Here is a 22,201-nt window from a genome sequence, read left to right on the forward strand (position 1 = left end):
GCTTGATTCATCGTCAAAAACTATTTAGTAACATTGGTGTAAATTAAAAAACGATCAATATCATAAAGTTAGGTGAATGCTGACCGATAAGGATATCTGTCTGAAGAAAACTGTCTCCAGGGAGAAAATATGTTCTTGCATAACGTAAAGATTCGCTCGAAATTATTTATCGCGTTTGGTTTGTTTATTGTACTGATGATGGTGAGTTCGGGCCTTTCGCTGTTGAGTCTGGATCGTAGTAACAGTGGGATGCAGAACATCATTACCAATGACTATCCGATTACGGTAAAAGCCAATCTGCTCATTGATAATTTTCAGGAGTTTGTCAGTACTCAACAATTGATGTTATTGGATGAGGAAGGTAAATGGACCCAGGCGTCCCAGAAAAAGCTCGATACCATCAGCCAGCAAATTTCTGCTCTGCTGGATGCGCTGAGTGCTGCGCCTCTCAATGATGCTTCTAAAAAAATTATTGCGGATATCCGCGATGTGCGTGAGCAGTATCTGGCTTCCCGATTCCGCATTCTGCAGGCGTTGCAGAATCACGATCGCTCTGGTGCGATGCACGAGATGATGACCCGCACGGTGAATGTGCAGCAGGCTTATAAAGCAAAAGTGCAGGAATTGATCGCTATTGAAGATGCCCAGATGCAGAAGGCGGGTGCTCAGGTGGAATACGATTTCCATACCAATCGCGCACTGTTGATTACTCTGGCGCTGATAAGCATTGCTGCCGGTTGTGTGATGGGTTGGTATATTGTGCGGTCAATTACCCGACCTCTTAATGAAGCAGTGCAGTTTGCTGAGGCGATTGCGCAGGGCGATCTCACTCGCAACATCAGTATGGAACAGAAGGATGAGATCGGTGTGCTGCTGCAAGCGCTGATGGCAATGAAAAACCGACTGCTAGAGATTGTCGAGGAAATGCAAAACGGCTCCGAGAATATCTCTGCCGCGGCGGCACAGATTGTAGCGGGTAACCAGGATTTGGCTGCGCGTACCGAAGAACAGGCAAGCTCGGTAGAACAGACCGCAGCGTCGATGGAACAAATTACCGCGACGGTCAAAACGACGGCAGACCATACCCATGAAGCGACGAAGCTGTCTACGGGAGCGGCGACGGTCGTGAAAAACAACGGTGAGATGATGAATCAGGTGACGCAGAAAATACGCGTGATTAATGAAACCTCTAACCGTATGTCAGAAATTATCAACCTGATAGATTCGATTGCGTTTCAAACCAATATTTTGGCGCTAAATGCGGCTGTCGAAGCGGCACGCGCCGGTGAGCATGGGCGTGGTTTTGCGGTAGTTGCTGGAGAAGTGCGTCAACTGGCGCAAAAAAGCGCATCGTCCGCCAGCGAGATCCGCAATCTGATTGAAGACTCCACCAGTCAAACCCGGGAAGGACTGGCGCTGGTTGAAAAAGCCAATGCGTTGATCAATGGAATGGTCACTAACGTTGAAGAAATGGATGTGATATTACGGGAAATCGGTCAGGCCAGCCGTGAGCAGACGGACGGTATTTCGCAGATTAACAGTGCGATTGGCCTGATCGACACCACCACGCAACAGAACTCCTGTCTGGTAGAAGAGTCCGTTGCGGCAGCGGCGTCATTAAACGAACAGGCATTACACTTAAAAGAGATGATTAAAGTGTTCCGCGTGCGCAAAGAGGATGCGCAGCCTGCTTAATCAAGCTGGGTGATGTCCAGCGATGCGCGATCGATAATACCGATGATCTTCTTGATTTGCGCTTCGCTGGTGTCACCGTGATTGACCCGCAGATCCAGCACGGCTTTAAAATTCTCCAGCGCTCTTTTCATCTGTGGATTCTTGCGTAATTCAAAGCCGACACTGCGTGCTTTAATACGTTCGTGGATATGTTCCAGATGTTCCCGGTTCTCCTCCAGCCATTGCAGGCCTTGCTCTGTGATTGTTATTTGCTTACGTCCACCTTCCTCGTCACGGATGGCGATAAGCGACTGATCCTGTAAGAAATCCAGTGTCGGGTAAATAACGCCCGGGCTTGGGGTGTAATTACCCTGAGTCAATGTTTCAATCGCTTTGATTAGCTCATAACCGTGGCTGGCATCGCGGGTCAAAATATCCAGAATCACCAGACGTAATTCGCCGTGGCCGAAGAAGCGCTGACGTCGACCGCCACCACCGCCGCCACCGTGGCGATGTCCGCAGCCATGTTCATGGCGGTGTTCTTTGTTACAGCCTTCGTGACGACGTTCTTCACCTTTGCAGCAACCTTCGTGGTGTTCGCTGTGGTGACCTTCGTGGCGATGCCCTTCGCCTTTACAGCAGCCTTCGTGCTGGTGTTCTGCATGTTTGCAGCAACCTTCATGATGATCTTGCATCATTCATCTCCTGATGTTGTTTCGATATATCTAATTTATATCTAAACTTTTTGCATTTGCAAGTCTACTCGCAAATAATAATGCAACTTACTGATTTGTATGTTTTTATTTTTACATCTGACGTTAGGAATGGTCCGTCATGACTCTATCAAAAAAGTTCTTGCAATATTCTTAATTAGCAATCATTATCATTTGAAATTTGTTTAGATATATCTAATCTCTGTCACGAAGGCGAAAAAATGACAAATAACACTTCACGCTATCCACAGCGCGTTCGCAATGAGCTGCGCTTCCGTGAACTGACCGTCCTGCGCGTTGAACGTATCAGCACAGGTTTTCAGCGCATTGTACTGGGCGGTGACGCTCTGGATGGTTTCAGCTCACAGGGTTTTGACGACCATACCAAGGTCTTTTTTCCTGAACCTGGCAGTCACTTTGTGCCACCCGTAGTGACGGATGAGGGGATTGTCTGGCCAGAGGGTGTGCGTCCGGTATCCCGTGATTACACGCCGTTGTATGACCAGGCACGCCATGAACTGGCGCTGGATTTTTATATCCACGACGGCGGTGTGGCGAGTACGTGGGCGATGAATGCTCATGAAGGTGACAAATTGACGATTGGCGGACCACGTGGCTCGCTGGTGGTACCAGAAGACTATGCGTACCAGGTTTACGTTTGTGATGAATCTGGAATGCCAGCGCTACGTCGTCGGCTGGAGGCGATCGGCCGTTTAGCGGTACGTCCAGACGTGACGGCGCTGGTCAGCGTACGCGATGCAGCGTATCAGGACTATTTTGCTCATCTCGACGGTTTTACCATTCAGTGGTTTGTCGGCCATGACGAACAGGCAGTGAATGAGCAGCTTTCACAGCTGACCGTGCCTGCACAGGATTATTTCATTTGGATAACTGGCGAAGGAAAAGTGGTGAAAAACCTGAGCGCCCGCTTTGCTACTGAGGCTTTCGATCAGCAGTTGGTGCGTGCAGCAGCTTACTGGCATCAACGCCGGAACGTTAATTAATAATGTGACGGTGAAACGCCAAATGCCTGGCGGAAGGCATAACTAAACGCTGCGGTGCTCGAATACCCCACATCGAGCGCCACGGCGGTTACGCTTTTATTTTTCTTCAGCATAAGTACGGACTCCAGAATTCGCATTTTTTGCTTCCAGACGCTGAAGGGTAATCCGGTTTCTTTTTTGAAATGACGCGAAAAGGTACGGGCAGACATACCTAAATGTTGTGCCCAATACTCAACGGAATGTTCCAGCGCCGGAGACGCTTGTATTGTTCGGCACACTTTGGTTAATTCGCGATCCTGCGGCCACGGTAATACAAAGGCGACTTCTGGTAATTGCAAAATAATGTCCACCAGTACACTGACCAGTTTGCCTTCTTTTGACTGATTATCATAATGGCCTGAAATTAAGGTGGTCGCGTAATGAATAAACTCTCTGGCGAAATCACTGATCGCCACAACTTTACACTCATCGATTCTTTCCTCGAGAAAGCCTGGCTTAATATCCAGATTCTCTAAATGCACATCATCCAGCGCCCAAACTGCATGCTCAGTATTATTGGGGATCCAGATGCCGTAATGCGCGGGGATTATCCAGCACTTGCCGGCGACATCAATGCGCATACTGCCTTTGCGGGCAAAATGAAACTGCATAAAAGCATGTGAGTGCTGCGGAACATGGTGGTTGGCTTCAAGGACATAAGAGCGAAAGTAAACGTCCTGCGGCAGCTCGGCCATGGAGTCGTCGGGGAAGGCGTTCCACTGTTTTGGGGGGAAAGTATCCATATTCAAAGAAGTGATTCTCCCGGTCAGGTGGCCGCTGCTCGATAGATCTTGTCCGCAAATCATAATACATACACTCTTTTTTCCATAATAATCTTGCGTAATAATTATTGGCCCACTTTTGGTAAATACCATGAACACGCTTTGTTCAGATGCTGTCATCGTCAATGAAACAAATGATAACTGGACCCGAATGGGAAAAGAGCTGCTCCAGCAAGCAGATATTCAGATCAATGGTTCCCGCCCCTGGGATATTCAACTTCATCATGCCGGTTTCTTTAAACGGGTGCTGCAACAAGGCTCCTTAGGGCTTGGCGAAAGCTATATGGAAGGCTGGTGGGACTGCGAACGGCTTGATGTTCTGTTCTGCAAAATCCTGAAAGCAAAACTCGACCAGCAAATGCCGGGAAATCTGAAGGATATATTGCGCATTGCCAGCGCCCGTCTGTTTAATTTGCAGTCTCGCAGTCGAGCGTGGATTGTCGGTAAAGAACACTACGATATTGGCAACGATCTCTTTGCGCTCATGCTGGATCCCCACATGCAATATTCCTGTGGCTACTGGAAAGAGGCAACCACCTTAGACGACGCGCAAAATGCCAAATTAAAAATGATTTGCGAAAAGCTGCAACTGAAACCGGGCATGCGTTTACTGGATATTGGTTGTGGTTGGGGCGGACTGGCCGAATATGCGGCGCGTCATTATGGCGTAGCGGTAGAAGGCGTCACTATCTCGAAAGAGCAGCAAAAAATGGCGCAGCAGCGCTGTGAAGGCCTGGATGTGACCATTCTGCTTCAGGATTATCGTGACCTCGACAAGCACTACGATCGTATTGTCTCCGTAGGGATGTTCGAGCATGTGGGGCCAAAAAATTACGATACCTATTTCAGTATTGCTGACCGCTGTTTGAAACCGGACGGATTATTCCTGCTGCATACCATTGGCAGCAATAAAAAAGGGATGAGCGTTGATCCGTGGATCAATAAATATATTTTCCCGAATGGCTGCTTACCGGCGATTTCTCATATTGCTGAAGCGAGCGAATCGCGATTCGTGATGGAAGACTGGCATAACTTTGGCAGTGACTATGATAAAACGCTGATGGCCTGGCATGCGCGGTTTAATCAGGCGTGGCCAGAGCTGTCATCGCGTTATTCCGCGACCTTCAGAAGGATGTTCAATTATTACCTGTGCGCTTGTGCCGGAGCGTTCCGCGCCAGAGACATTGAGCTGTGGCAAGTATTGTTTAGCCGGGGCGTAGAAGGCGGTATTCGCGTCTATCGCTAATATGCAGCCGGATGGTGGCGCAAGCGCTTTATCCGGCCTACAACAGTGTGCAAACGGTAGGCCTGGAAGCAGCGCGCCACCAGGCTGTTATGATTTAACCCAACTCACTCTCAGTCAGTGCTTTAAATACCATAGCGACAGCGTGTGCGCCGGGGTCCATATTGCCCAGCAGGCTATCGCCGCTGAGATACGATGCGCGACCCGCGTTGGCTTTGCTCGACAGACAGGTACGCTCTGCGCCTGCTTGTGCCGCGTCAAAAGCAGCTTGCAGGTTTTGCGGTTGTGCCAGCAGAGACGTCAGCGCGGGTTGCAGCGCATCAATCATCGTACGGTCACCTTCGTCTGCACCGCCGTAGAACTTCATCTGCGCCAGCCCTGTATTCAGTGCTTCGGCAACATCAGCCCCTTGCCCCAGCTTCTGCCCGGCGGCGGTAAAGAAGATTGACATCAGTACGCCGCTGGACCCGCCCATCACCACGGTCAGGCGTTCGCCGATCAGTGCGAACAGCGTGGCGAGGTTATCCAGTGGAAGCTGCTGACGATGCAGCAGGTCAGCGATTTCACGTGCACCAGCGGCAAAAGTTGAACCTGTATCCCCATCACCTACTTTGGCATCCAGCGCGTTGAGGTGTGCTTCCAGATCGGAAAGCGTTCCGGTGACATGCTCAATAATCCTGGCGACCAGCGTATTGGCTGAAGGCTGGAATTCTACACACGCGCTGCGCTGCGATGATGGCACACAGTTGATTTCGCGTGGTGGGACAGGTGTCGGCCAACTGCTGGTTTCTACTTCGGTTAACAGCGCTTTTTCGATGCTTTCTTCCAGTACGATGGCGGTCAGCGAGAAACCTTTCATATCCAGGGCGGTGACCAGCGAGGCCGGGCCAATCAGCCAGTCGATACGCGGATGCAGTGGGCTGTTTGCCAGTTCCCGAGTGATGATAGCCATTTCAGCAACGGACACGCCGCCCAGATTATTAATCATCACTGCCAGACGGCCGGTTTCAGGCAGTGCCGCCATCAGTTTATCGACCATCAGAGTCACCACCTGCGCACTGTTTTGGGTCGCGATAACCGAGGCGCCAGGTTCGCCGTGAATGCCCATGCCCAGTTCGGCATGGCCCGCATGATGGCGTGGTGCAGCGTCGGTTTCCTGCGGCAGATGGCAACTGGAAATGGCGACGCCCAGGCTGAAGGTGTTACTTGCTGCATACTGTGCTTCACGCAGGACGGTAGCGAGGTTGTAGCCGCGTTCAGCGAAATAGCCTGCCACTTTATGTACCAGGATAGTGCCCGCAATCCCGCGAGGATGCTTGTTATCCGGCAGGGAGATATCGTCGCCGACAATCAGCATTTCGACGTTATAGCCAAGGCGGCGTGCTTTTTCGGCGGCGAGGCCGAAGTTAAGACGATCACCCGTGTAATTTTTAACGATCAACAGACAGCCAGCATCGCCAGTTACCGCCTGGATTGCGGTAAGCACTGCATCTACGCTCGGGGACGCAAACACGTCACCACAGACTGCCGCGGTCAACATCCCTTTGCCGATAAAGCCAACGTGGGCGGGTTCGTGTCCTGAGCCGCCACCGGAGATCACCGCCACGTTATCTTTGTTGAGATCGCGACGAACCACGATGCGAATAGCCGGATCGCTTTCCAGACGCGCCAGATTGTTCCACGGACTGGTGATAATCGTACCGTCGATGACGTCGTTAACGAGTTGGGTACGCTGATTAAAAAAGAATTGAGACATAACGGCTCCTCGAGGTTGAGTGTAAGACAAACCCCCGAATGCATTGTCATGGTGCGGAGGCGATGGGGAGATTCTGGCGGAGTCTGCGTGGAAAAAAACAGCGGCAAAATGAGTTTCATTACGGAACGTAATTGTTATTTTTTGTTCCGTAATGAAACGTATTTGTGAGGGGAACGATCACAATGCGAGCCCGCTCGACTTTTTTATCGCTTTTTCAGTGCTGGCCACACCGCATAGTAAACGTTTTGTTACTGCTTTTAATGGGGGCAGAGAGAGGCAAAGGGAATTCGATTTTCGCGTTCTGCAAGGATTTGCCGGTAAATGAACGGATCGGGATCGCAAACCTTAGTTTTTTTATGGTTAATTGTTTCAATATGGAACGCATATCATTTTTATCTGTTTCATATCAGAACAAAAAGACGAATGATTTTTTTGTTCCCGCCTCGCCATACAGTTATTGCATCGCTCCGGTACCTCCCGTTTTCGCCGTTCGCAACAGGCTAAACAGGTTAACGCCAGGGCTCACCATGTAAAAACATGTACTTATTTGAGGATGAAAGGAATGCTAAAAGTTATTCAATCTCCAGCCAAATATCTCCAGGGTCCTGACGCTTCTACCTTATTTGGTCAATACGCTAAAAATCTGGCAGACAGCTTTTTCGTGATTGCAGATGACTTCGTCATGAAACTGGCGGGAGACAAAGTACTCAATGGTCTGCACAGCCACGGTATTAGCTGCCACGCGGAACGCTTCAATGGCGAATGCAGCCATGTTGAAATTAATCGCCTGATTGCCATTCTGAAGCAGCACGGTTGCCGTGGTGTGGTTGGGATTGGCGGTGGGAAAACGCTGGATACCGCCAAAGCGATTGGCTACTACCAGAAACTGCCGGTGGTGGTGATTCCAACTATCGCCTCAACTGATGCGCCAACCAGTGCACTGTCTGTTATCTATACCGAAGCCGGTGAGTTTGAAGAATATCTGATCTACCCGAAAAACCCGGATATGGTTGTCATGGATACGGCAATTATCGCCAAAGCGCCGGTACGCCTGCTGGTGGCCGGGATGGGCGATGCGCTCTCGACCTGGTTTGAAGCAAAAGCGTGTTATGACGCCAGAGCGACCAGCATGGCGGGGGGGCAGTCCACAGCGGCAGCCCTGAGCCTGGCGCGCTTGTGCTATGATACGCTTCTGGCAGAAGGTGAAAAGGCGCGTCTGGCGGCGCAAGCTGGCGTGGTGACCGATGCTTTGGAACGTATTGTGGAAGCGAATACCTATCTCAGCGGTATTGGCTTTGAAAGCAGTGGCCTCGCGGGGGCACACGCCATCCATAACGGCTTCACCATTCTGGAAGAGTGTCACCATTTGTACCACGGTGAAAAAGTGGCGTTTGGTACGCTGGCGCAACTGGTACTGCAGAACAGCCCGATGGAAGAGATCGAAACGGTGCTGAATTTCTGCCAGAAAGTGGATCTGCCGGTAACGCTGGCGCAAATGGGCGTGAAAGATGGCATCGACGCTAAGATTATGGCCGTTGCGAAAGCCACCTGCGCGGAAGGTGAAACCATTCACAATATGCCGTTCCCGGTGACGCCTGAAAGCGTCCATGCCGCTATTCTGACGGCAGACCTGTTGGGACAGCAGTGGCTGGCGCGTTAATCAGACGTCGGTAAGCCTTCTATTCGGCATTTTCTCCCCCTCTGACAGTCTCTGCCGGAGGGGTTGTCTATGGTCAAACAGCGGAAATGGATATGACGGCGCACACTCATGGCATCGGGAAGGAAGTTTCTTCGGTCATTGCTCAGTCATGGCATCGTTGCAGCAAGTTTATGCAGCGGGAAACCTGGCAGGCACCGCATCAGGCGCAGGGACTGACTTTTGAGTCGATTTGTCGCCGTAAGACGGCACTGCTGACGATTGGACAGGCCGCGCTGGAAGATGCCTGGGAGTTTATGGATGGACGTCCCTGTGCGCTGCTGATTCTGGATGAATCGGCTTGTATTCTCAGCCGGTGCGGCGATCCGCAGACGGTGGAACAGCTGGCGGAACTTGGCTTTCGTGACGGTAGTTACTGTGCGGAAAGCATTATCGGCAGTTGTGCGCTATCGCTGGCAACGATGCCAGGGCAGCCGACAAAAACCTCTGGCGATCAGCATTTTAAGCAGGCACTGCATCCGTGGTCGTTCTGCTCTACCCCGGTCTTTGATAACCATGGGCGGCTGTTTGGCTCTATTTCTCTGTGCTGCCTGGTGGAGCATGAATCCGTTGCCGATCTCTCCCTGACGCTGGCAATTGCCAGAGAAGTCGGTAACTCTTTGCTGACCGACAGCCTGTTGGCCGAATCTAACCGCCATCTTAATCAGATGTATGGGCTGTTAGAGAGCATGGATGATGGCGTAATGGCATGGAACGAGCAGGGCGTTCTGCAGTTTCTTAATGCCCGTGCCGCTTTGCTTTTACATCTGGATGCACAGGCCAGCCAGGGAAAAAACATTAATGACCTGGTTAATCTGCCCACCTTGCTGCGCCGGGCGATCAAACATGCTCGCGGCCTGAATCACGTCGAAGTGACTTTCGAAAGTCAGCACCAGTTTGTTGATGCTGTTATTACTCTGAAACCCATCGTTGAAGAGCAGGGCAACAGCTTTATTCTGCTGCTTCATCCCGTTGAACAAATGCGTCAGTTGATGACCAGCCAGCTCGGGAAAGTCAGCCACACCTTTGAACAGATGTCGACGGATGACCCGGAAACCCGTCGGCTGATCCATTTTGGTCGCCAGGCGGCGAGAGGGAGTTTCCCTATTCTGTTGTGTGGTGAAGAGGGGGTGGGTAAAGAGCTACTGAGCCAGGCTATTCACAATGAAAGTGAACGTGCCAGCGGGCCTTATATCGCCGTTAACTGCCAACTGTATGCCAACAGCGTGCTGGGGCAGGATTTTATGGGCAGTGCGCCAACCGATGATGAAAACGGTCGGCTGAGCCGCCTTGAGCTGGCGAACGGCGGTACGCTGTTTCTGGAAAAAATTGAGTATCTGGCACCCGAGTTGCAATCCGCGTTGTTGCAGGTAATCAAGCAGGGTGTATTGACCCGCCTTGATGCCCGCCGCCTGATCCCGGTAGATGTGAAAGTGATTGCCACTACCACGGTTGATCTCGCCAACCTGGTGGAGCAAAACCGCTTTAGCCGCCAACTGTATTACGCATTACACTCCTTTGAAATTGTTATTCCGCCGCTGCGGGCACGGCGTAACAGCATTCCGGCGCTGATTCATACACGCTTAAATAGCCTGAAAAAACGCTTTTCATCCAGTCTGAAGCTGGACGATGACGCGCTGGCACAACTGGTTGCCTACTCGTGGCCGGGCAATGATTTTGAGCTCAACAGCATTATCGAAAATATTGCCATCAGTAGCGACAACGGCCATATTCGCCTGAGTAATCTGCCAGATTATCTGTTTGCCGAACGTCCGGGTCTGGAGACGGCGTCTTCACTGCTGCCAGCCAGCCTGACGTTTACCGCCATCGAAAAAGAGGCGATTATCCATGCCGCCCGCGTCACCAGCGGACGTGTGCAGGAAATGTCGCAACTGTTGAATATTGGCCGCACAACCTTGTGGCGCAAGATGAAACAGTACGACATCGATGCCAGCCAGTTTAAGCGCAAACATCTGGAGTAGTTTCTTCGATCCTCGCCATCGAGAAGAGGGCATCTGACAGACGATTGATGTAACGCTTAAGTTCATCACGCAGCGTCAACGTTCTGTCCATGGCGATGAGAAGTCGCTCCAGCCGACGCGCCAGCGTGCGCGCAACATGCAACTGTGCCGATGCGAGGTTTTTCCCCGGAACAACAAACTCTTTTAGCGGGCCACTTTGCGTCATATTGCGATCAATAAGCTGCTCCAACGCCTGAATATCCTCGGGGCTAATCGTCTGCGTTAAGCGAGCAAGGCCCTTCTCATCACTGGCAAGTTCTGCGCCGAGCACAAACAGCGTCTTCTGGAGGGTATGTAAATCCTGGCGAAGCGCTGTCAGGCGCGTGCTGGCGTAGCAGACGCCAAGCTGGGAAATCAGTTCGTCCACGGTGCCATAGGCATTCACGCGGATATCGTCTTTGTCGATACGGCTGCCGCCAAACAGCGCGGTCTTGCCCTTATCACCAGTGCGGGTATAGATACGGTACATTTATTTTATCTCGCTGAAAGGAAGCACTTTGACCAGTTGACCGGCATTGGCGCCAAGCGTGCGGATCTGCGCAATTCCGGCAGTGATATGACCACGGACCAGCGCCCGATCCTCGGGCAACTGGGCGTGGGTTAAAGCAATATCACCCGTGGCGTTGAGACCAAGACCGACACGCAGCATTGAGCTTTTGGCCGCAAGTTTGCTCAAGGCCAGCGCACAGTCATTCTCGTCGCAACAGACAGTCCGGCATGGGACGCCTTGCTCTTCCAGTCCCCAGCACAGTTCATCAAGCGCGCGGGTATCCTGCCAGCGTGAGTGATAAAACAGATGTACGCTCGGTGATGAAAGTGACATTGCGCCCCCTTTGGATTAGAAAGCCTGACGGAAGATCTCAGCGATCTCTTTCTCGTTCCCTTTACGCGGGTTCGAGAACGCGTTGCCGTCTTTTAGCGCCATTTCCGCCATGTAAGGGAAATCGGCCTCTTTGACGCCCAGCTCCTGTAAATGCTGTGGAATACCAATATCGGCGGAAAGACGGGCGATGGCGTGAATGGCCAGCTCAGCGGCATCCATGGTTGACAGCCCGTCGGTGTTCTCGCCCATAAACTCAGCGATATCGGCAAATTTCTCCGGGTTGGCGATGAGGTTATAACGGGCTACGTGTGGCAGCAGTACCGCATTTGCCACGCCGTGCGGCATGTCGTACAGGCCACCGAGCTGGTGTGCCATCGCATGAACATAACCGAGGTTGGCGTTGTTGAAAGCCATACCGGCCAGCAGAGAGGCGTAGGCCATATTTTCACGGGCTTTCAGGTTGCTGCCCAGCGCGACGGCCTGGCGCAGGTTACGGGCGATCAGACGGATCGCCTGGATAGCGGCGGCATCGGTGACCGGATTAGCATCTTTGGAAATGTAAGCTTCCACGGCGTGGGTCAGGGCGTCCATCCCGGTTGCGGCGGTAAGTGGTGCTGGTTTACCGAGCATTAGCAGCGGGTCATTAATGGAAACCGACGGCAGGTTACGCCAGCTGACAATCACAAACTTCACTTTGGTTTTGGTATTGGTCAGCACGCAGTGGCGGGTGACTTCGCTGGCCGTACCCGCGGTGGTATTGACCGCAACAATTGGCGGCAGCGGATTGGTCAGCGTTTCAATCCCGGCGTAACTGTAGAGATCGCCTTCGTGCGTGGCCGCGATGCCGATACCTTTACCGCAGTCATGCGGGCTACCGCCGCCGACGGTAACGATGATATCGCACTGCTCTTTACGAAATACCTCCAGACCGTCGCGCACGTTAGTGTCTTTAGGGTTCGGCTCTACACCGTCAAATACGACCACCTCAATCCCGGCTTCACGCAGATGTGCCAGCGTTTTATCTACCGCACCGTCTTTTATCGCCCGCAGACCTTTATCGGTGACCAGCAGTGCTTTTTTACCGCCTAACAGTTTGCAACGTTCGCCGACAACGGAAATAGCATTTGGGCCAAAAAAGTTAACATTTGGCACAAGGTAATCAAACATACGATAGCTCATAATATACCTTCTTAGATTTAAATTATAATTCGGAAAAACAATTCAGTGCGGTCTCAGCCAATAATCTATCTTGTTCCACGGTACCGCCACTAACGCCGACAGCACCGATTAATTGTCCGTCTAATATAACAGGTAAACCGCCACCAAAAATAACGATTCGTTGTTGATTGGTGAGCTGTAAACCATATAGAGAAGCACCTGGTTGTACTGCATCAGTAATTTCATGGGTGCCCTGTCGCAGACAGCAGGCGGTCCAGGCTTTATTGAGAGAAATATCACAACTGGTGACAAACGCCTCGTCCATGCGCTGCATCAGTAGCGTGTTTCCGCCGCGGTCAACCACGGAAAAGACCACCGGAACGTTGATTTCAAGCGCTTTTGCCTCGACGGCAGTCGCCATTTTCTTTGCTGCCGCCAACGTAATGGTGGCGATTTGTTGGCTCTTATTCACAGTATCTCCTGACAAGGTTGTAGGGCTGAGGTCGCAAAAAATATCGCGCTACAGCTATTTTTTTTCTCATTGGGTTTTCTGTATTTTCTCGCGACGCGTTATTAAGTCAATAGCGTGGTTTTTTCTAAAGTATTAATTTTATTTCCTGCGTTCGGCATTTATTGATAATGATCATTTAAGCGTGTCACAATTCTTTGTGGATATTCCTGTTGACCGTTTCAATATGAAACGCTGACATTTAAATATGTATCAAATTGGAACGTAATTAATTTTATTTTTTTATCGGCCTGCTCATTTAAAGTTCGGCTATTGCTGATAAAGGCGATTGCTGGGGTGGTAGAGCACCAGCGATACAGCCTGGCGTCCCTATTCTTTATCTTTTGAGTCCATAAACTATGAGAAGATCAAAACGATTCGAAGTCCTTGCGAAGCGTCCTGTAAATCAGGATGGGCTTATTGGCGAATGGCCGGAAGAAGGTCTGATAGCCATGGAAAGTCCCTACGATCCGGCCTCTTCTGTGAGGGTGGAAAAGGGTCGTATTGTGGAACTGGACGGCAAGAGCCGCGCACAGTTCGACATGATTGACCGCTTTATTGCCGACTACGCGATAAACGTGGCTGAAACCGAGCGCGCCATGCAGCTCGACGCTTTGGAGATCGCCAGAATGCTGGTGGATATCCACGTCAGTCGCGAAGAGATCATTGCCATTACCACCGCTATTACCCCGGCGAAAGCGGTGGAGGTGATGGCAAAAATGAACGTGGTAGAGATGATGATGGCGCTGCAGAAAATGCGCGCCCGACGCACGCCCTCCAACCAGTGTCACGTGACTAACCTGAAAGATAATCCGGTGCAGATTGCCGCCGATGCCGCTGAGGCGGGGATTCGTGGTTTTTCCGAGCAGGAAACGACGGTCGGGATTGCCCGCTATGCGCCGTTTAACGCCCTGGCGCTGTTGGTCGGTTCTCAGTGTGGTCGCCCTGGCGTACTGACACAATGTTCCGTTGAAGAGGCTACTGAGCTGGAACTGGGAATGCGCGGGTTAACCAGCTACGCCGAAACGGTATCGGTCTACGGTACGGAGTCGGTGTTTACCGATGGCGATGATACGCCGTGGTCAAAAGCGTTTCTCGCCTCGGCCTATGCATCTCGTGGCCTGAAGATGCGCTATACCTCCGGCACCGGTTCGGAAGCCTTGATGGGCTATTCCGAGAGTAAATCGATGTTGTACCTGGAATCCCGCTGCATTTTCATTACCAAGGGTGCGGGTGTGCAGGGGCTGCAAAACGGTGCGGTCAGTTGTATCGGGATGACGGGCGCAGTGCCGTCGGGTATTCGCGCAGTGCTGGCGGAAAACCTGATTGCGTCGATGCTCGACCTTGAAGTGGCCTCGGCCAATGACCAGACCTTCTCACACTCCGATATTCGTCGTACCGCCCGCACCCTGATGCAGATGCTGCCTGGCACCGACTTTATCTTCTCTGGCTATAGCGCCGTCCCTAACTACGACAACATGTTTGCTGGCTCTAACTTCGATGCTGAAGACTTCGATGATTACAACATACTGCAACGTGACCTGATGGTTGACGGCGGTCTGCGCCCGGTAACTGAAGAAGAAACCATCGCCATCCGTAACAAGGCGGCACGGGCTATTCAGGCGGTATTCCGCGAACTGAGCCTGCCGACAATCAGTGATGAGGAAGTGGAGGCTGCCACCTATGCTCACGGCAGCAAAGACATGCCTGCGCGCAATGTGGTGGAAGATCTGGCGGCGGTGGAAGAGATGATGAAGCGTAACATTACCGGGCTGGATATCGTCGGGGCGCTAAGCGGTAGCGGATTTGAAGATATCGCCAGCAATATTCTCAATATGTTGAGACAGCGCGTGACCGGCGATTACCTGCAAACATCGGCCATTCTGGATCGTCAGTTCGACGTGGTCAGCGCCGTGAACGACATCAATGATTATCAGGGACCCGGCACCGGCTATCGCATCAGTGCCGAACGCTGGGCGGAAATTAAAAATATTGCGGGTGTGGTTCAGCCCAGTTCGATTGAATAAGGCGGTACATCGTGGAATGCACAACTGAACGTAAGCCCGTTTTTACCTTGCAGGTCAGTGAAGGTGAGGCGGCAAAAGCAGACGATCGCGCCGACGAAGTGGTGATTGGCGTCGGGCCGGCCTTTGGCAAGCACCAGCATAAAACCCTGATTGATATGCCGCACAACGCGATTCTGAAAGAGCTGGTGGCAGGGATTGAAGAAGAGGGACTGCATGCGCGAGTGGTGAGAATTCTGCGCACTTCGGATGTCTCTTTTATGGCGTGGGATGCGGCGAACCTCAGCGGCTCCGGCATCGGGATTGGTATTCAGTCAAAGGGAACGACAGTTATTCATCAGCGTGATTTGCTGCCTCTGAGTAACCTTGAACTCTTCTCTCAGGCCCCGCTGCTGACGCTGGAAACGTATCGCCAGATTGGAAAGAACGCTGCGCGCTATGCACGCAAAGAGTCGCCCTCGCCGGTTCCGGTGGTCAATGACCAGATGGTGCGCCCCAAATTTATGGCCAAAGCCGCGTTGTTTCACATTAAAGAAACCAAGCATGTGGTGCAGGATGCTGCGCCTGTCACGCTGCATATTGCATTAGTAAGGGAATGACAATGAACGACAACATCATGACCGCGCAGGATTATCCTTTAGCTACCCGCTGCCCGGAGAAAATCCTGACCCCCACCGGGAAACCGTTAACCGATATCACTCTTGAGAATGTGCTGGCGGGACATGTGGGGCCGCAGGATGTGCGTATTTCCCAGCAAACGCTGGAGTATCAGGCGCAGATTGCCGAGCAGATGCAACGTCACGCCGTGGCGCGCAACTTCCGTCGGGCGGCGGAACTGATTGCCATCCCGGATACCCGCATTCTGGAAATCTACAATGCACTACGTCCGTTTCGCTCTTCATTCGCGGAGCTACAGGCGATCGCTGATGAGCTGGAACATACCTGGCATGCGACAGTGAACGCCGGATTTGTGCGTGAGTCGGCAGAGGTGTATCAGCAGAGAAACAAGCTGCGTAAAGATAGCCAGTGACGGAGGGAATATGCCGTTAATTGCAGGGATTGATATCGGCAACGCCACCACGGAAGTGGCGTTGGCGCAGCATGGCCGGTTTATCGCCAGCGGGATTGTCGCGACCACGGGCATGAAAGGAACGCGGGACAATATTGCCGGGGTGGTCGCTTCCCTGCAGCAGGCGCTGGAAAAAACGCCATGGTCGCTTAAAGATGTGGCGAAAATCTGTATCAATGAGGCCGCACCAGTAATTGGTGATGTGGCGATGGAAACGATCACGGAAACCATCATTACTGAATCGACGATGATTGGTCATAACCCGCAAACCCCTGGCGGGGTCGGCGTGGGGATGGGGACCACGATCGCCGTGGAGCGCCTGGCATCGTTGAACGAGCCTCAGTTTGCCGAGGGTTGGATCCCATTGGTGGGTGAGGAAATGGATTTCCTCGAAGCCGTTTGGCTTATCAATGAGGCGCTGGATCGTGGCGTCAACGTGGTGGCGGCGATCCTGAAAAAAGATGATGGCGTACTGGTCAATAATCGCCTGCGTAGAACGATGCCGGTGGTTGATGAAGTCACGCTGCTGGAAAAAGTGCCGGAGGGGGTATTGGCGGCGGTCGAAGTCGCGGCCGCGGGCCAGGTTGTTCGTGCGCTGTCTAACCCCTACGGCATCGCCACGTTCTTTGCCCTGACGCCGGAGGAAACGCAAACCATCGTCCCTATTGCCAGGGCGCTGATTGGTAACCGCTCCGCCGTGGTGCTGAAAACGCCGCAGGGCGATGTGCGCTCAAGGGTGATCCCGGCGGGTAAGATCTTTATCCGCGGAGAAAGGCGCGGCGGCGAGGCTGACGTGGCGCAAGGGGCGCAGGCTATCATGCAGGCGATGAGCGCCTGTGCGCCTGTGTGTGACATTCGCGGTGAAGCGGGAACGCACGCAGGCGGTATGCTGGAACGCGTGCGTAAGGTGATGGCATCGCTGTCCGGGCATGACATGAACGCGGTGCATATTCAGGATTTACTGGCAGTTGATACGTTTATTCCTCGTAAGGTTCAGGGCGGCATCGCCGGGGAGTGTTCGATGGAAAATGCTGTCGGCATTGCGGCGATGGTGAAATCCGATCGTTTACAAATGCAGGCTATTGCCAGCGAGTTGAGCGCGCGGTTAAACACCTCTGTTGAAGTGGGGGGGGTAGAGGCCAATATGGCCGTGACTGGCGCGTTAACGACGCCTGGATGTGCTGCGCCGCTGGCGATCCTCGATTTAGGCGCAGGTTCCACTGATGCTGCCATCATCAATAGCGAAGGTGCAGTAAAGGCGGTACATCTGGCCGGGGCAGGGAACATGGTCAGCCTGTTGATTCAGACGGAGCTGGGGCTGAGCGATCCGTTTCTGGCCGAGGAAATAAAAAAATACCCGCTGGCGAAAGTAGAGAGCCTGTTCAGTATTCGTCATGAGAACGGTGCGGTGGAGTTTTTCCGCGAACCACTCAGCCCGTCGGTTTTTGCCAAAGTGGTGTATCTGAAAGACGGCGAGCTGATCCCCGTGGATAACCAGACTTCGCTGGAAAAAATTCGTCTGGTGCGACGTCAGGCTAAGGAGAAGGTCTTTGTGACGAACTGCCTGCGTGCATTACGGCAGGTGTCACCCGGCGGTTCCATTCGTGATATCACTTTTGTGGTGCTGGTGGGTGGCTCGTCGTTGGATTTTGAAATTCCGCAGATGATCACCGACGCGTTGGCGCATTACGGTGTCGTCGCAGGACAGGGCAATATCCGAGGGACCGAAGGGCCGCGTAATGCGGTGGCAACCGGCCTGGTTTTAGCCGGGGAAGCAAAAAAATAGCGCAGAAAACAGTCGCCGCAAGCGTTTAGCTGCGGGGTAAATCAAATAAAGGCAACGTTCTCTTTGATATCCCGGCTGAGTTGGGTACATAGTATAAATGTGTCTCTCACGTGGTTAATTTTAAGGATAAGAGCATGCCAACAGCAATTGAGAAAGCATTGGATTTTATTGGTGGTATGAACACCTCGGTGTCAGTACCCCATTCAATGGACGAAAGTACCGCTAAGGGAATCTTAAAGTATTTGCATGACTTAGGTGTGCCAGCGAGTCCGGAAGTTGTGATGGCACGGGGTGAGCAGGAGGGATGGAATCCTGAGTTCACGAAAAAAGTGGCCGGATGGGCAGAAAAAGTGGCCTCCGGCAACCGTATCCTTATCAAGAATCCAGAGTATTTTTCGACCTATATGCAGGAGCAGCTCAAAGAACTTGTGTGAGCTGACTATCGCATAAAACGCTAACGGACGTTTCCATCTCTGGATGGCAGCGTCCAAAAGCGTTGCCATAATTCTGATTAATCTCGATTGCCATCCTGGTGCGTTTAAAACGCGTGGCTAACTCTATATCTTAAAAATAACCACGTTTTTATTATCTGGTTAACCTCTGACGATCTCCATTTCATAAAATACGCCATTTCGTTTTGTCCCTCTGGGCAAAATACAAATATGAATCTAATCAGGTCAGCGGTACCTGCGGAATCGTTGTGATCGCAGCGCAACCTACTCTGAGCGGCGTCTGCTCACCAACACGAAGTGTGTTTTTATACTTTCCCGCCTGGAATCATCGTTTTTTCATGAATGTGTCACTATAGCCAAAAGCCTCATTGACGAATATCTCATTACTCAGCCATTCGTTACCCCAGGAATATATCTATGTCTGCTAAAACGTTGTATGAAAAATTAGTTGAATCGCATACCGTTCGGGAACTTGATAACGAAGGGCATGTTTTACTTTATATCGATCGTTCGATACTCAATGAATATACCAGTCCACAAGCATTTAGCGGGTTAAGGGAACGGGGGCGGCCGGTGCGGCATCCGGAAGCCTTTCTGCTGAATGTTGATCATGTTAATCCCACCCGAACACAGCGCGATATGCTGATGACGGATCCCGGCGGTCAGTTGCAGGTTGATTATTTTCGGGAAAATGCCGCTGATTTTGGTATCACGTTATTTGATGTGCTGGACCCACGACAAGGGATAGAACATGTCGTTGCCCACGAGCAGGGGCTGGTCATGCCCGGAATGGTGATTGCGGCTGGCGACAGCCATACCACCACGTACGGTGCGTTCGGCGCTCTGGGATTTGGTATCGGTACGTCGGAAATCGAACACCTGCTGGCTACTCAGACGCTGGTCTATCGTAAGCTGAAAACCCTGCGTGTCAGCGTTAAGGGTGAATTACCTTTTGGTTGTTCTGCAAAGGATATCGTTCTTGAATTACTCGAACGTACTGGCGCAGATGGCGCGACAGGATATGCCATCGAATTCGACGGTGAAACAATCAGTGCCCTGAGTGTTGAGGGGAGAATGACGCTTTGCAATATGGCCGTGGAGGCAGGGGCTCGCGGTGCGATTATTGCGCCGGATGCAAAGGTTTTTGACTATATCTACGGGAAGCCGCAAATGCCCACAGGTGAACTCTGGCAACAGGCATTGCAGGAATGGTCGCAGTTGAGTAGTGATGCCGATGCGGTTTTTGATAAGACCGTGACGATCGACTGTCTCGATCTTGAGCCTAAAGTGACCTGGGGGATCAGCCCGGATCAAACCTGTGCGATCACCGGCTATGTCCCATCCCCGGAACACGAAACGCATCCACTTAAATGCCTCGCGCTTGAGAAAGCTCTCCAGTATATGGATCTGCGGCCCGGTACGCCGATGAGTGACATTCGTATTTCGCACGCTTTTATTGGCTCATGCACGAATGGTCGCATTGAGGATCTGCGGGCCGTCGCGAAAGTCGTGGCAGGACGCAAAATTGCCAGCCATGTGCGCGGGATTATTGTGCCCGGTTCAACGCAGGTGAGGTGCCAGGCGGAAGACGAGGGGCTGGCGAAAATCTTCATTGACGCTGGTTTTGAATGGCGTCAGTCAGGTTGCTCAATGTGCCTTGCGATGAATGAGGACGTGCTGGCAGCAGGCGATCGCTGCGCATCGGGTACGAACCGTAATTTCCCAGGGCGGCAGGGTGCAGGGGCAAGAACGCATCTAATGAGCCCGGCGATGGTCGCGGCAGCAGCGGTAGCAGGGCATCTGGTCGATGTTAGGACATTACTTCAGGCGGGGGAATGAGATGGATACGTTTAAGCAAATTAGCGGGCGAATTGCGCCAATGCTGGAACCGAATATCGACACCGATGTGATTATGCCGAAACAGTTCCTGAAAGGGATCGATCGTCAGGGATTGAATAAAGGGGTGTTTTTCGATCGCCGTTTCCTGGGCAATGGTCAGCCTAATCCCGATTTTATTCTCAATATGCCGGGCTGGCAGGACGCGACGTTTTTGCTGGTCGGCCCCAATTTTGGCTGCGGATCGAGCCGTGAACATGCCGTTTGGGGATTAAAACAGTTGGGCATCCGGGCGCTGTTAGGTTCCACTTTCGCCGGGATTTTTGATGACAACTGCCAGCGCAACGGGATCCTGACAATCTCTTTGGATGACGCGTCTCTGGCTCGTCTGGCACTGTTAGCAGCGAAGGCTGACAGCAATTTGATCACGGTTTCTCTTGAACGCTGCGAGATTGTGACAGCAGACGAAACACTTCCTTTTGTCATTAGTGAACTCAAACGAGAGATGTTGGCCGCTGGCGAAGATGCGATTGCCTGGACACTGCAATATCTGCCAGAGATCGAAAATTTCGAGGCGCAGCATTACGCACGTCGCCCATGGTTAAAGCGTCCGGTATCCACAGGTGGCTAAGAAAAGAGATGGCGATGAAACGGGTGCAATGTCGGGCAAGCAATGAAGACAGGAGACAGTGATGAGTACAGTTATTGAATGCGGCGCTTCTCCATTTATTCCAGGGTTTGCATTAAAGGATGTACGGCTGCCAAATGGTTTAACAATCCGGGTTGCCACCGGAGGAAACGGTTCGCCGTTGGTGCTCTTACATGGCCATCCGCAGAACCACATCACATGGCGCAAAGTCGCACCGGAATTGGCGAAAAGCCATACGGTGATTTTGCCGGATTTACGGGGCTATGGAGACAGCGACAAGCCGGCGAGTGACCCGGCACATCGTACCTATTCAAAGCGTATGATGGCGCAGGATATTGTCATGCTGATGGCGATTTTGGGTTATCCGCGGTTCGCTTTTGTCGGGCATGACCGTGGAGGACGAGTGGGACATCGGCTGGCCCTGGATTATCCTGACAGTGTGACGTGTTGCACGTTCATCGACATAGCCCCGACAGCCACAATGTACGCGTTAACCAATAAGGCGTTTGCCACGCGCTATTTTTGGTGGTTTTTCCTGATCCAACCTTTTCCATTACCGGAAACAATGATCGCGCTCGATCCGGCATTTTTTCTGCGTAAGCATATTGCAGGCCAGTTGAAAACTGCGGGGGCGACATCAGAAGATGCGTTCAATGAATACCTGCGCTGTTACCAGAATCCAGAGATGATCCATGCGGTCTGCGAAGATTATCGTGCTGCGGCATCGATTGACCTTGAAGACGATGCTGCGGATGCGTCTGCACGTATTGAGTGTCCGTTACTGCTGCTGTGGGGAGCTCAGGGCACGGTCGGGCAGTTGTATGATGTGGTGGATACCTGGAGAGAAAAAGCGACGCACGTGCAGGGTGAAGCATTGCCTTGCGGGCATTCTCTGCAAGAGGAGATCCCAGAGATCTTCATGCAGAAACTGCAGTCATTTTTGCGATCGGTGTTATAACATTGTCATT

General features: G+C 52.1%; 20 protein-coding genes. 13 read left to right on the plus strand and 7 right to left on the minus strand.

Annotation, left to right across the window (positions count from 1 at the left end; genetic code table 11):
- Positions 1 to 129: 129 nt before the first annotated feature.
- Positions 130 to 1,695: a methyl-accepting chemotaxis protein gene (locus OGX95_RS11080; RefSeq protein ID WP_286629446.1), complete on the plus strand. Its 1,566-nt coding sequence runs from the start codon at positions 130 to 132 to the stop codon at positions 1,693 to 1,695.
- On the opposite strand, the gene OGX95_RS11085 is transcribed toward OGX95_RS11080, so the two are convergent.
- Positions 1,692 to 2,369: a PadR family transcriptional regulator gene (locus OGX95_RS11085; RefSeq protein ID WP_286629722.1), complete on the minus strand. Its 678-nt coding sequence runs from the start codon at positions 2,367 to 2,369 to the stop codon at positions 1,692 to 1,694. The two genes, OGX95_RS11080 and OGX95_RS11085, sit on opposite strands and share 4 nt — an antisense overlap.
- A 239-nt stretch (positions 2,370 to 2,608) precedes the next feature.
- Here OGX95_RS11085 and OGX95_RS11090 point away from each other — a divergent pair, with 239 nt between their 5' ends.
- Positions 2,609 to 3,391, plus strand: a complete 783-nt coding sequence (locus tag OGX95_RS11090; RefSeq protein WP_286629447.1) for a siderophore-interacting protein — start codon at positions 2,609 to 2,611, stop codon at positions 3,389 to 3,391.
- Here the strand turns inward: OGX95_RS11090 and OGX95_RS11095 are convergent.
- Positions 3,388 to 4,236: a helix-turn-helix domain-containing protein gene (locus OGX95_RS11095; protein ID WP_353655427.1), complete on the minus strand. Its 849-nt coding sequence runs from the start codon at positions 4,234 to 4,236 to the stop codon at positions 3,388 to 3,390. The two genes, OGX95_RS11090 and OGX95_RS11095, sit on opposite strands and share 4 nt — an antisense overlap.
- Positions 4,237 to 4,303: 67 nt before the next feature.
- Between OGX95_RS11095 and cfa the strand changes: the two genes are divergently transcribed.
- Positions 4,304 to 5,458: a cyclopropane fatty acyl phospholipid synthase gene (gene cfa, locus OGX95_RS11100; protein WP_286629449.1), complete on the plus strand. Its 1,155-nt coding sequence runs from the start codon at positions 4,304 to 4,306 to the stop codon at positions 5,456 to 5,458.
- A gap of 94 nt (positions 5,459 to 5,552) precedes the next feature.
- Here the strand turns inward: cfa and OGX95_RS11105 are convergent, their stop codons facing one another.
- Complete coding sequence (locus OGX95_RS11105; RefSeq protein WP_286629450.1) at positions 5,553 to 7,211, minus strand: glycerone kinase; 1,659 nt, start codon at positions 7,209 to 7,211, stop codon at positions 5,553 to 5,555.
- Between the two features lie 562 nt (positions 7,212 to 7,773).
- On the opposite strand from OGX95_RS11105, the gene OGX95_RS11110 reads away from it, so the two are divergent.
- Together OGX95_RS11110 and dhaR are read left to right on the plus strand one after the other, a co-directional pair.
- Positions 7,774 to 8,871 carry a glycerol dehydrogenase gene (locus OGX95_RS11110; protein ID WP_286629451.1) on the plus strand — a complete coding sequence of 366 codons (1,098 nt, stop codon included), beginning with the start codon at positions 7,774 to 7,776 and terminating at the stop codon, positions 8,869 to 8,871.
- Between the two features lie 92 nt (positions 8,872 to 8,963).
- Positions 8,964 to 10,889 carry a dihydroxyacetone kinase operon transcriptional regulator DhaR gene (dhaR, locus tag OGX95_RS11115; RefSeq protein ID WP_286629452.1) on the plus strand — a complete coding sequence of 642 codons (1,926 nt, stop codon included), beginning with the start codon at positions 8,964 to 8,966 and terminating at the stop codon, positions 10,887 to 10,889.
- Here the strand turns inward: dhaR and OGX95_RS11120 are convergent.
- The 4 genes from OGX95_RS11120 to OGX95_RS11135 are packed head-to-tail and all read right to left on the minus strand — an operon-like array spanning position 10,867 to position 13,381.
- Positions 10,867 to 11,397 (minus strand): cob(I)yrinic acid a,c-diamide adenosyltransferase, encoded by a 531-nt coding sequence (locus tag OGX95_RS11120; protein ID WP_286629453.1) that lies wholly within the window; start codon positions 11,395 to 11,397, stop codon positions 10,867 to 10,869. The genes dhaR and OGX95_RS11120 overlap by 23 nt on opposite strands.
- A complete protein-coding gene (locus tag OGX95_RS11125) occupies positions 11,398 to 11,751 on the minus strand; it encodes a glycerol dehydratase reactivase beta/small subunit family protein (RefSeq protein ID WP_286629454.1) in 354 nt (117 codons plus the stop codon). It lies immediately after the preceding gene.
- Positions 11,752 to 11,766: 15 nt separating this feature from the next.
- A complete protein-coding gene (gene dhaT, locus OGX95_RS11130) occupies positions 11,767 to 12,930 on the minus strand; it encodes a 1,3-propanediol dehydrogenase (RefSeq protein WP_116360753.1) in 1,164 nt (387 codons plus the stop codon).
- 22 nt (positions 12,931 to 12,952) lie between these two features.
- Entirely contained in the window at positions 12,953 to 13,381 is a 429-nt protein-coding gene (locus OGX95_RS11135; RefSeq protein WP_286629455.1) for a GlcG/HbpS family heme-binding protein, read from the minus strand.
- A 395-nt stretch (positions 13,382 to 13,776) separates the two neighbouring features.
- Here OGX95_RS11135 and OGX95_RS11140 point away from each other — a divergent pair, with 395 nt between their 5' ends.
- The 8 genes from OGX95_RS11140 to OGX95_RS11175 all read left to right on the plus strand — a co-directional run bounded on the left by OGX95_RS11140 (position 13,777) and on the right by OGX95_RS11175 (position 22,191).
- Complete coding sequence (locus OGX95_RS11140) at positions 13,777 to 15,444, plus strand: propanediol/glycerol family dehydratase large subunit (RefSeq protein WP_286629456.1); 1,668 nt, start codon at positions 13,777 to 13,779, stop codon at positions 15,442 to 15,444.
- 11 nt (positions 15,445 to 15,455) lie between these two features.
- Positions 15,456 to 16,040 carry a propanediol/glycerol family dehydratase medium subunit gene (locus OGX95_RS11145; RefSeq protein ID WP_040230555.1) on the plus strand — a complete coding sequence of 195 codons (585 nt, stop codon included), beginning with the start codon at positions 15,456 to 15,458 and terminating at the stop codon, positions 16,038 to 16,040.
- Positions 16,041 to 16,042: 2 nt separating this feature from the next.
- On the plus strand, positions 16,043 to 16,471 hold the full coding sequence (locus tag OGX95_RS11150; protein ID WP_286629457.1) for a diol dehydratase small subunit: 429 nt from the start codon (positions 16,043 to 16,045) through the stop codon (positions 16,469 to 16,471).
- 10 nt (positions 16,472 to 16,481) lie between these two features.
- The gene (locus tag OGX95_RS11155; protein WP_286629458.1) at positions 16,482 to 18,296 is read left to right on the plus strand and encodes a diol dehydratase reactivase subunit alpha; all 1,815 of its coding nucleotides are present in this window, start codon (positions 16,482 to 16,484) and stop codon (positions 18,294 to 18,296) included.
- Between the two features lie 110 nt (positions 18,297 to 18,406).
- Positions 18,407 to 18,730, plus strand: coding sequence for a DUF1889 family protein (locus OGX95_RS11160; protein WP_071887391.1), 324 nt, complete (start codon positions 18,407 to 18,409; stop codon positions 18,728 to 18,730).
- A 435-nt stretch (positions 18,731 to 19,165) separates the two neighbouring features.
- Positions 19,166 to 20,587, plus strand: coding sequence for a 3-isopropylmalate dehydratase large subunit (leuC, locus tag OGX95_RS11165; protein WP_286629459.1), 1,422 nt, complete (start codon positions 19,166 to 19,168; stop codon positions 20,585 to 20,587).
- Between the two features lies 1 nt (position 20,588).
- Positions 20,589 to 21,215 carry a 3-isopropylmalate dehydratase small subunit gene (gene leuD / locus OGX95_RS11170; protein ID WP_286629460.1) on the plus strand — a complete coding sequence of 209 codons (627 nt, stop codon included), beginning with the start codon at positions 20,589 to 20,591 and terminating at the stop codon, positions 21,213 to 21,215.
- 61 nt (positions 21,216 to 21,276) lie between these two features.
- On the plus strand, positions 21,277 to 22,191 hold the full coding sequence (locus tag OGX95_RS11175; protein WP_286629461.1) for an alpha/beta fold hydrolase: 915 nt from the start codon (positions 21,277 to 21,279) through the stop codon (positions 22,189 to 22,191).
- Positions 22,192 to 22,201: the final 10 nt, after the last annotated feature.

Source organism: Citrobacter sp. Cu233 (assembly GCF_030332225.1).
Lineage (GTDB): Bacteria > Pseudomonadota > Gammaproteobacteria > Enterobacterales > Enterobacteriaceae > Citrobacter.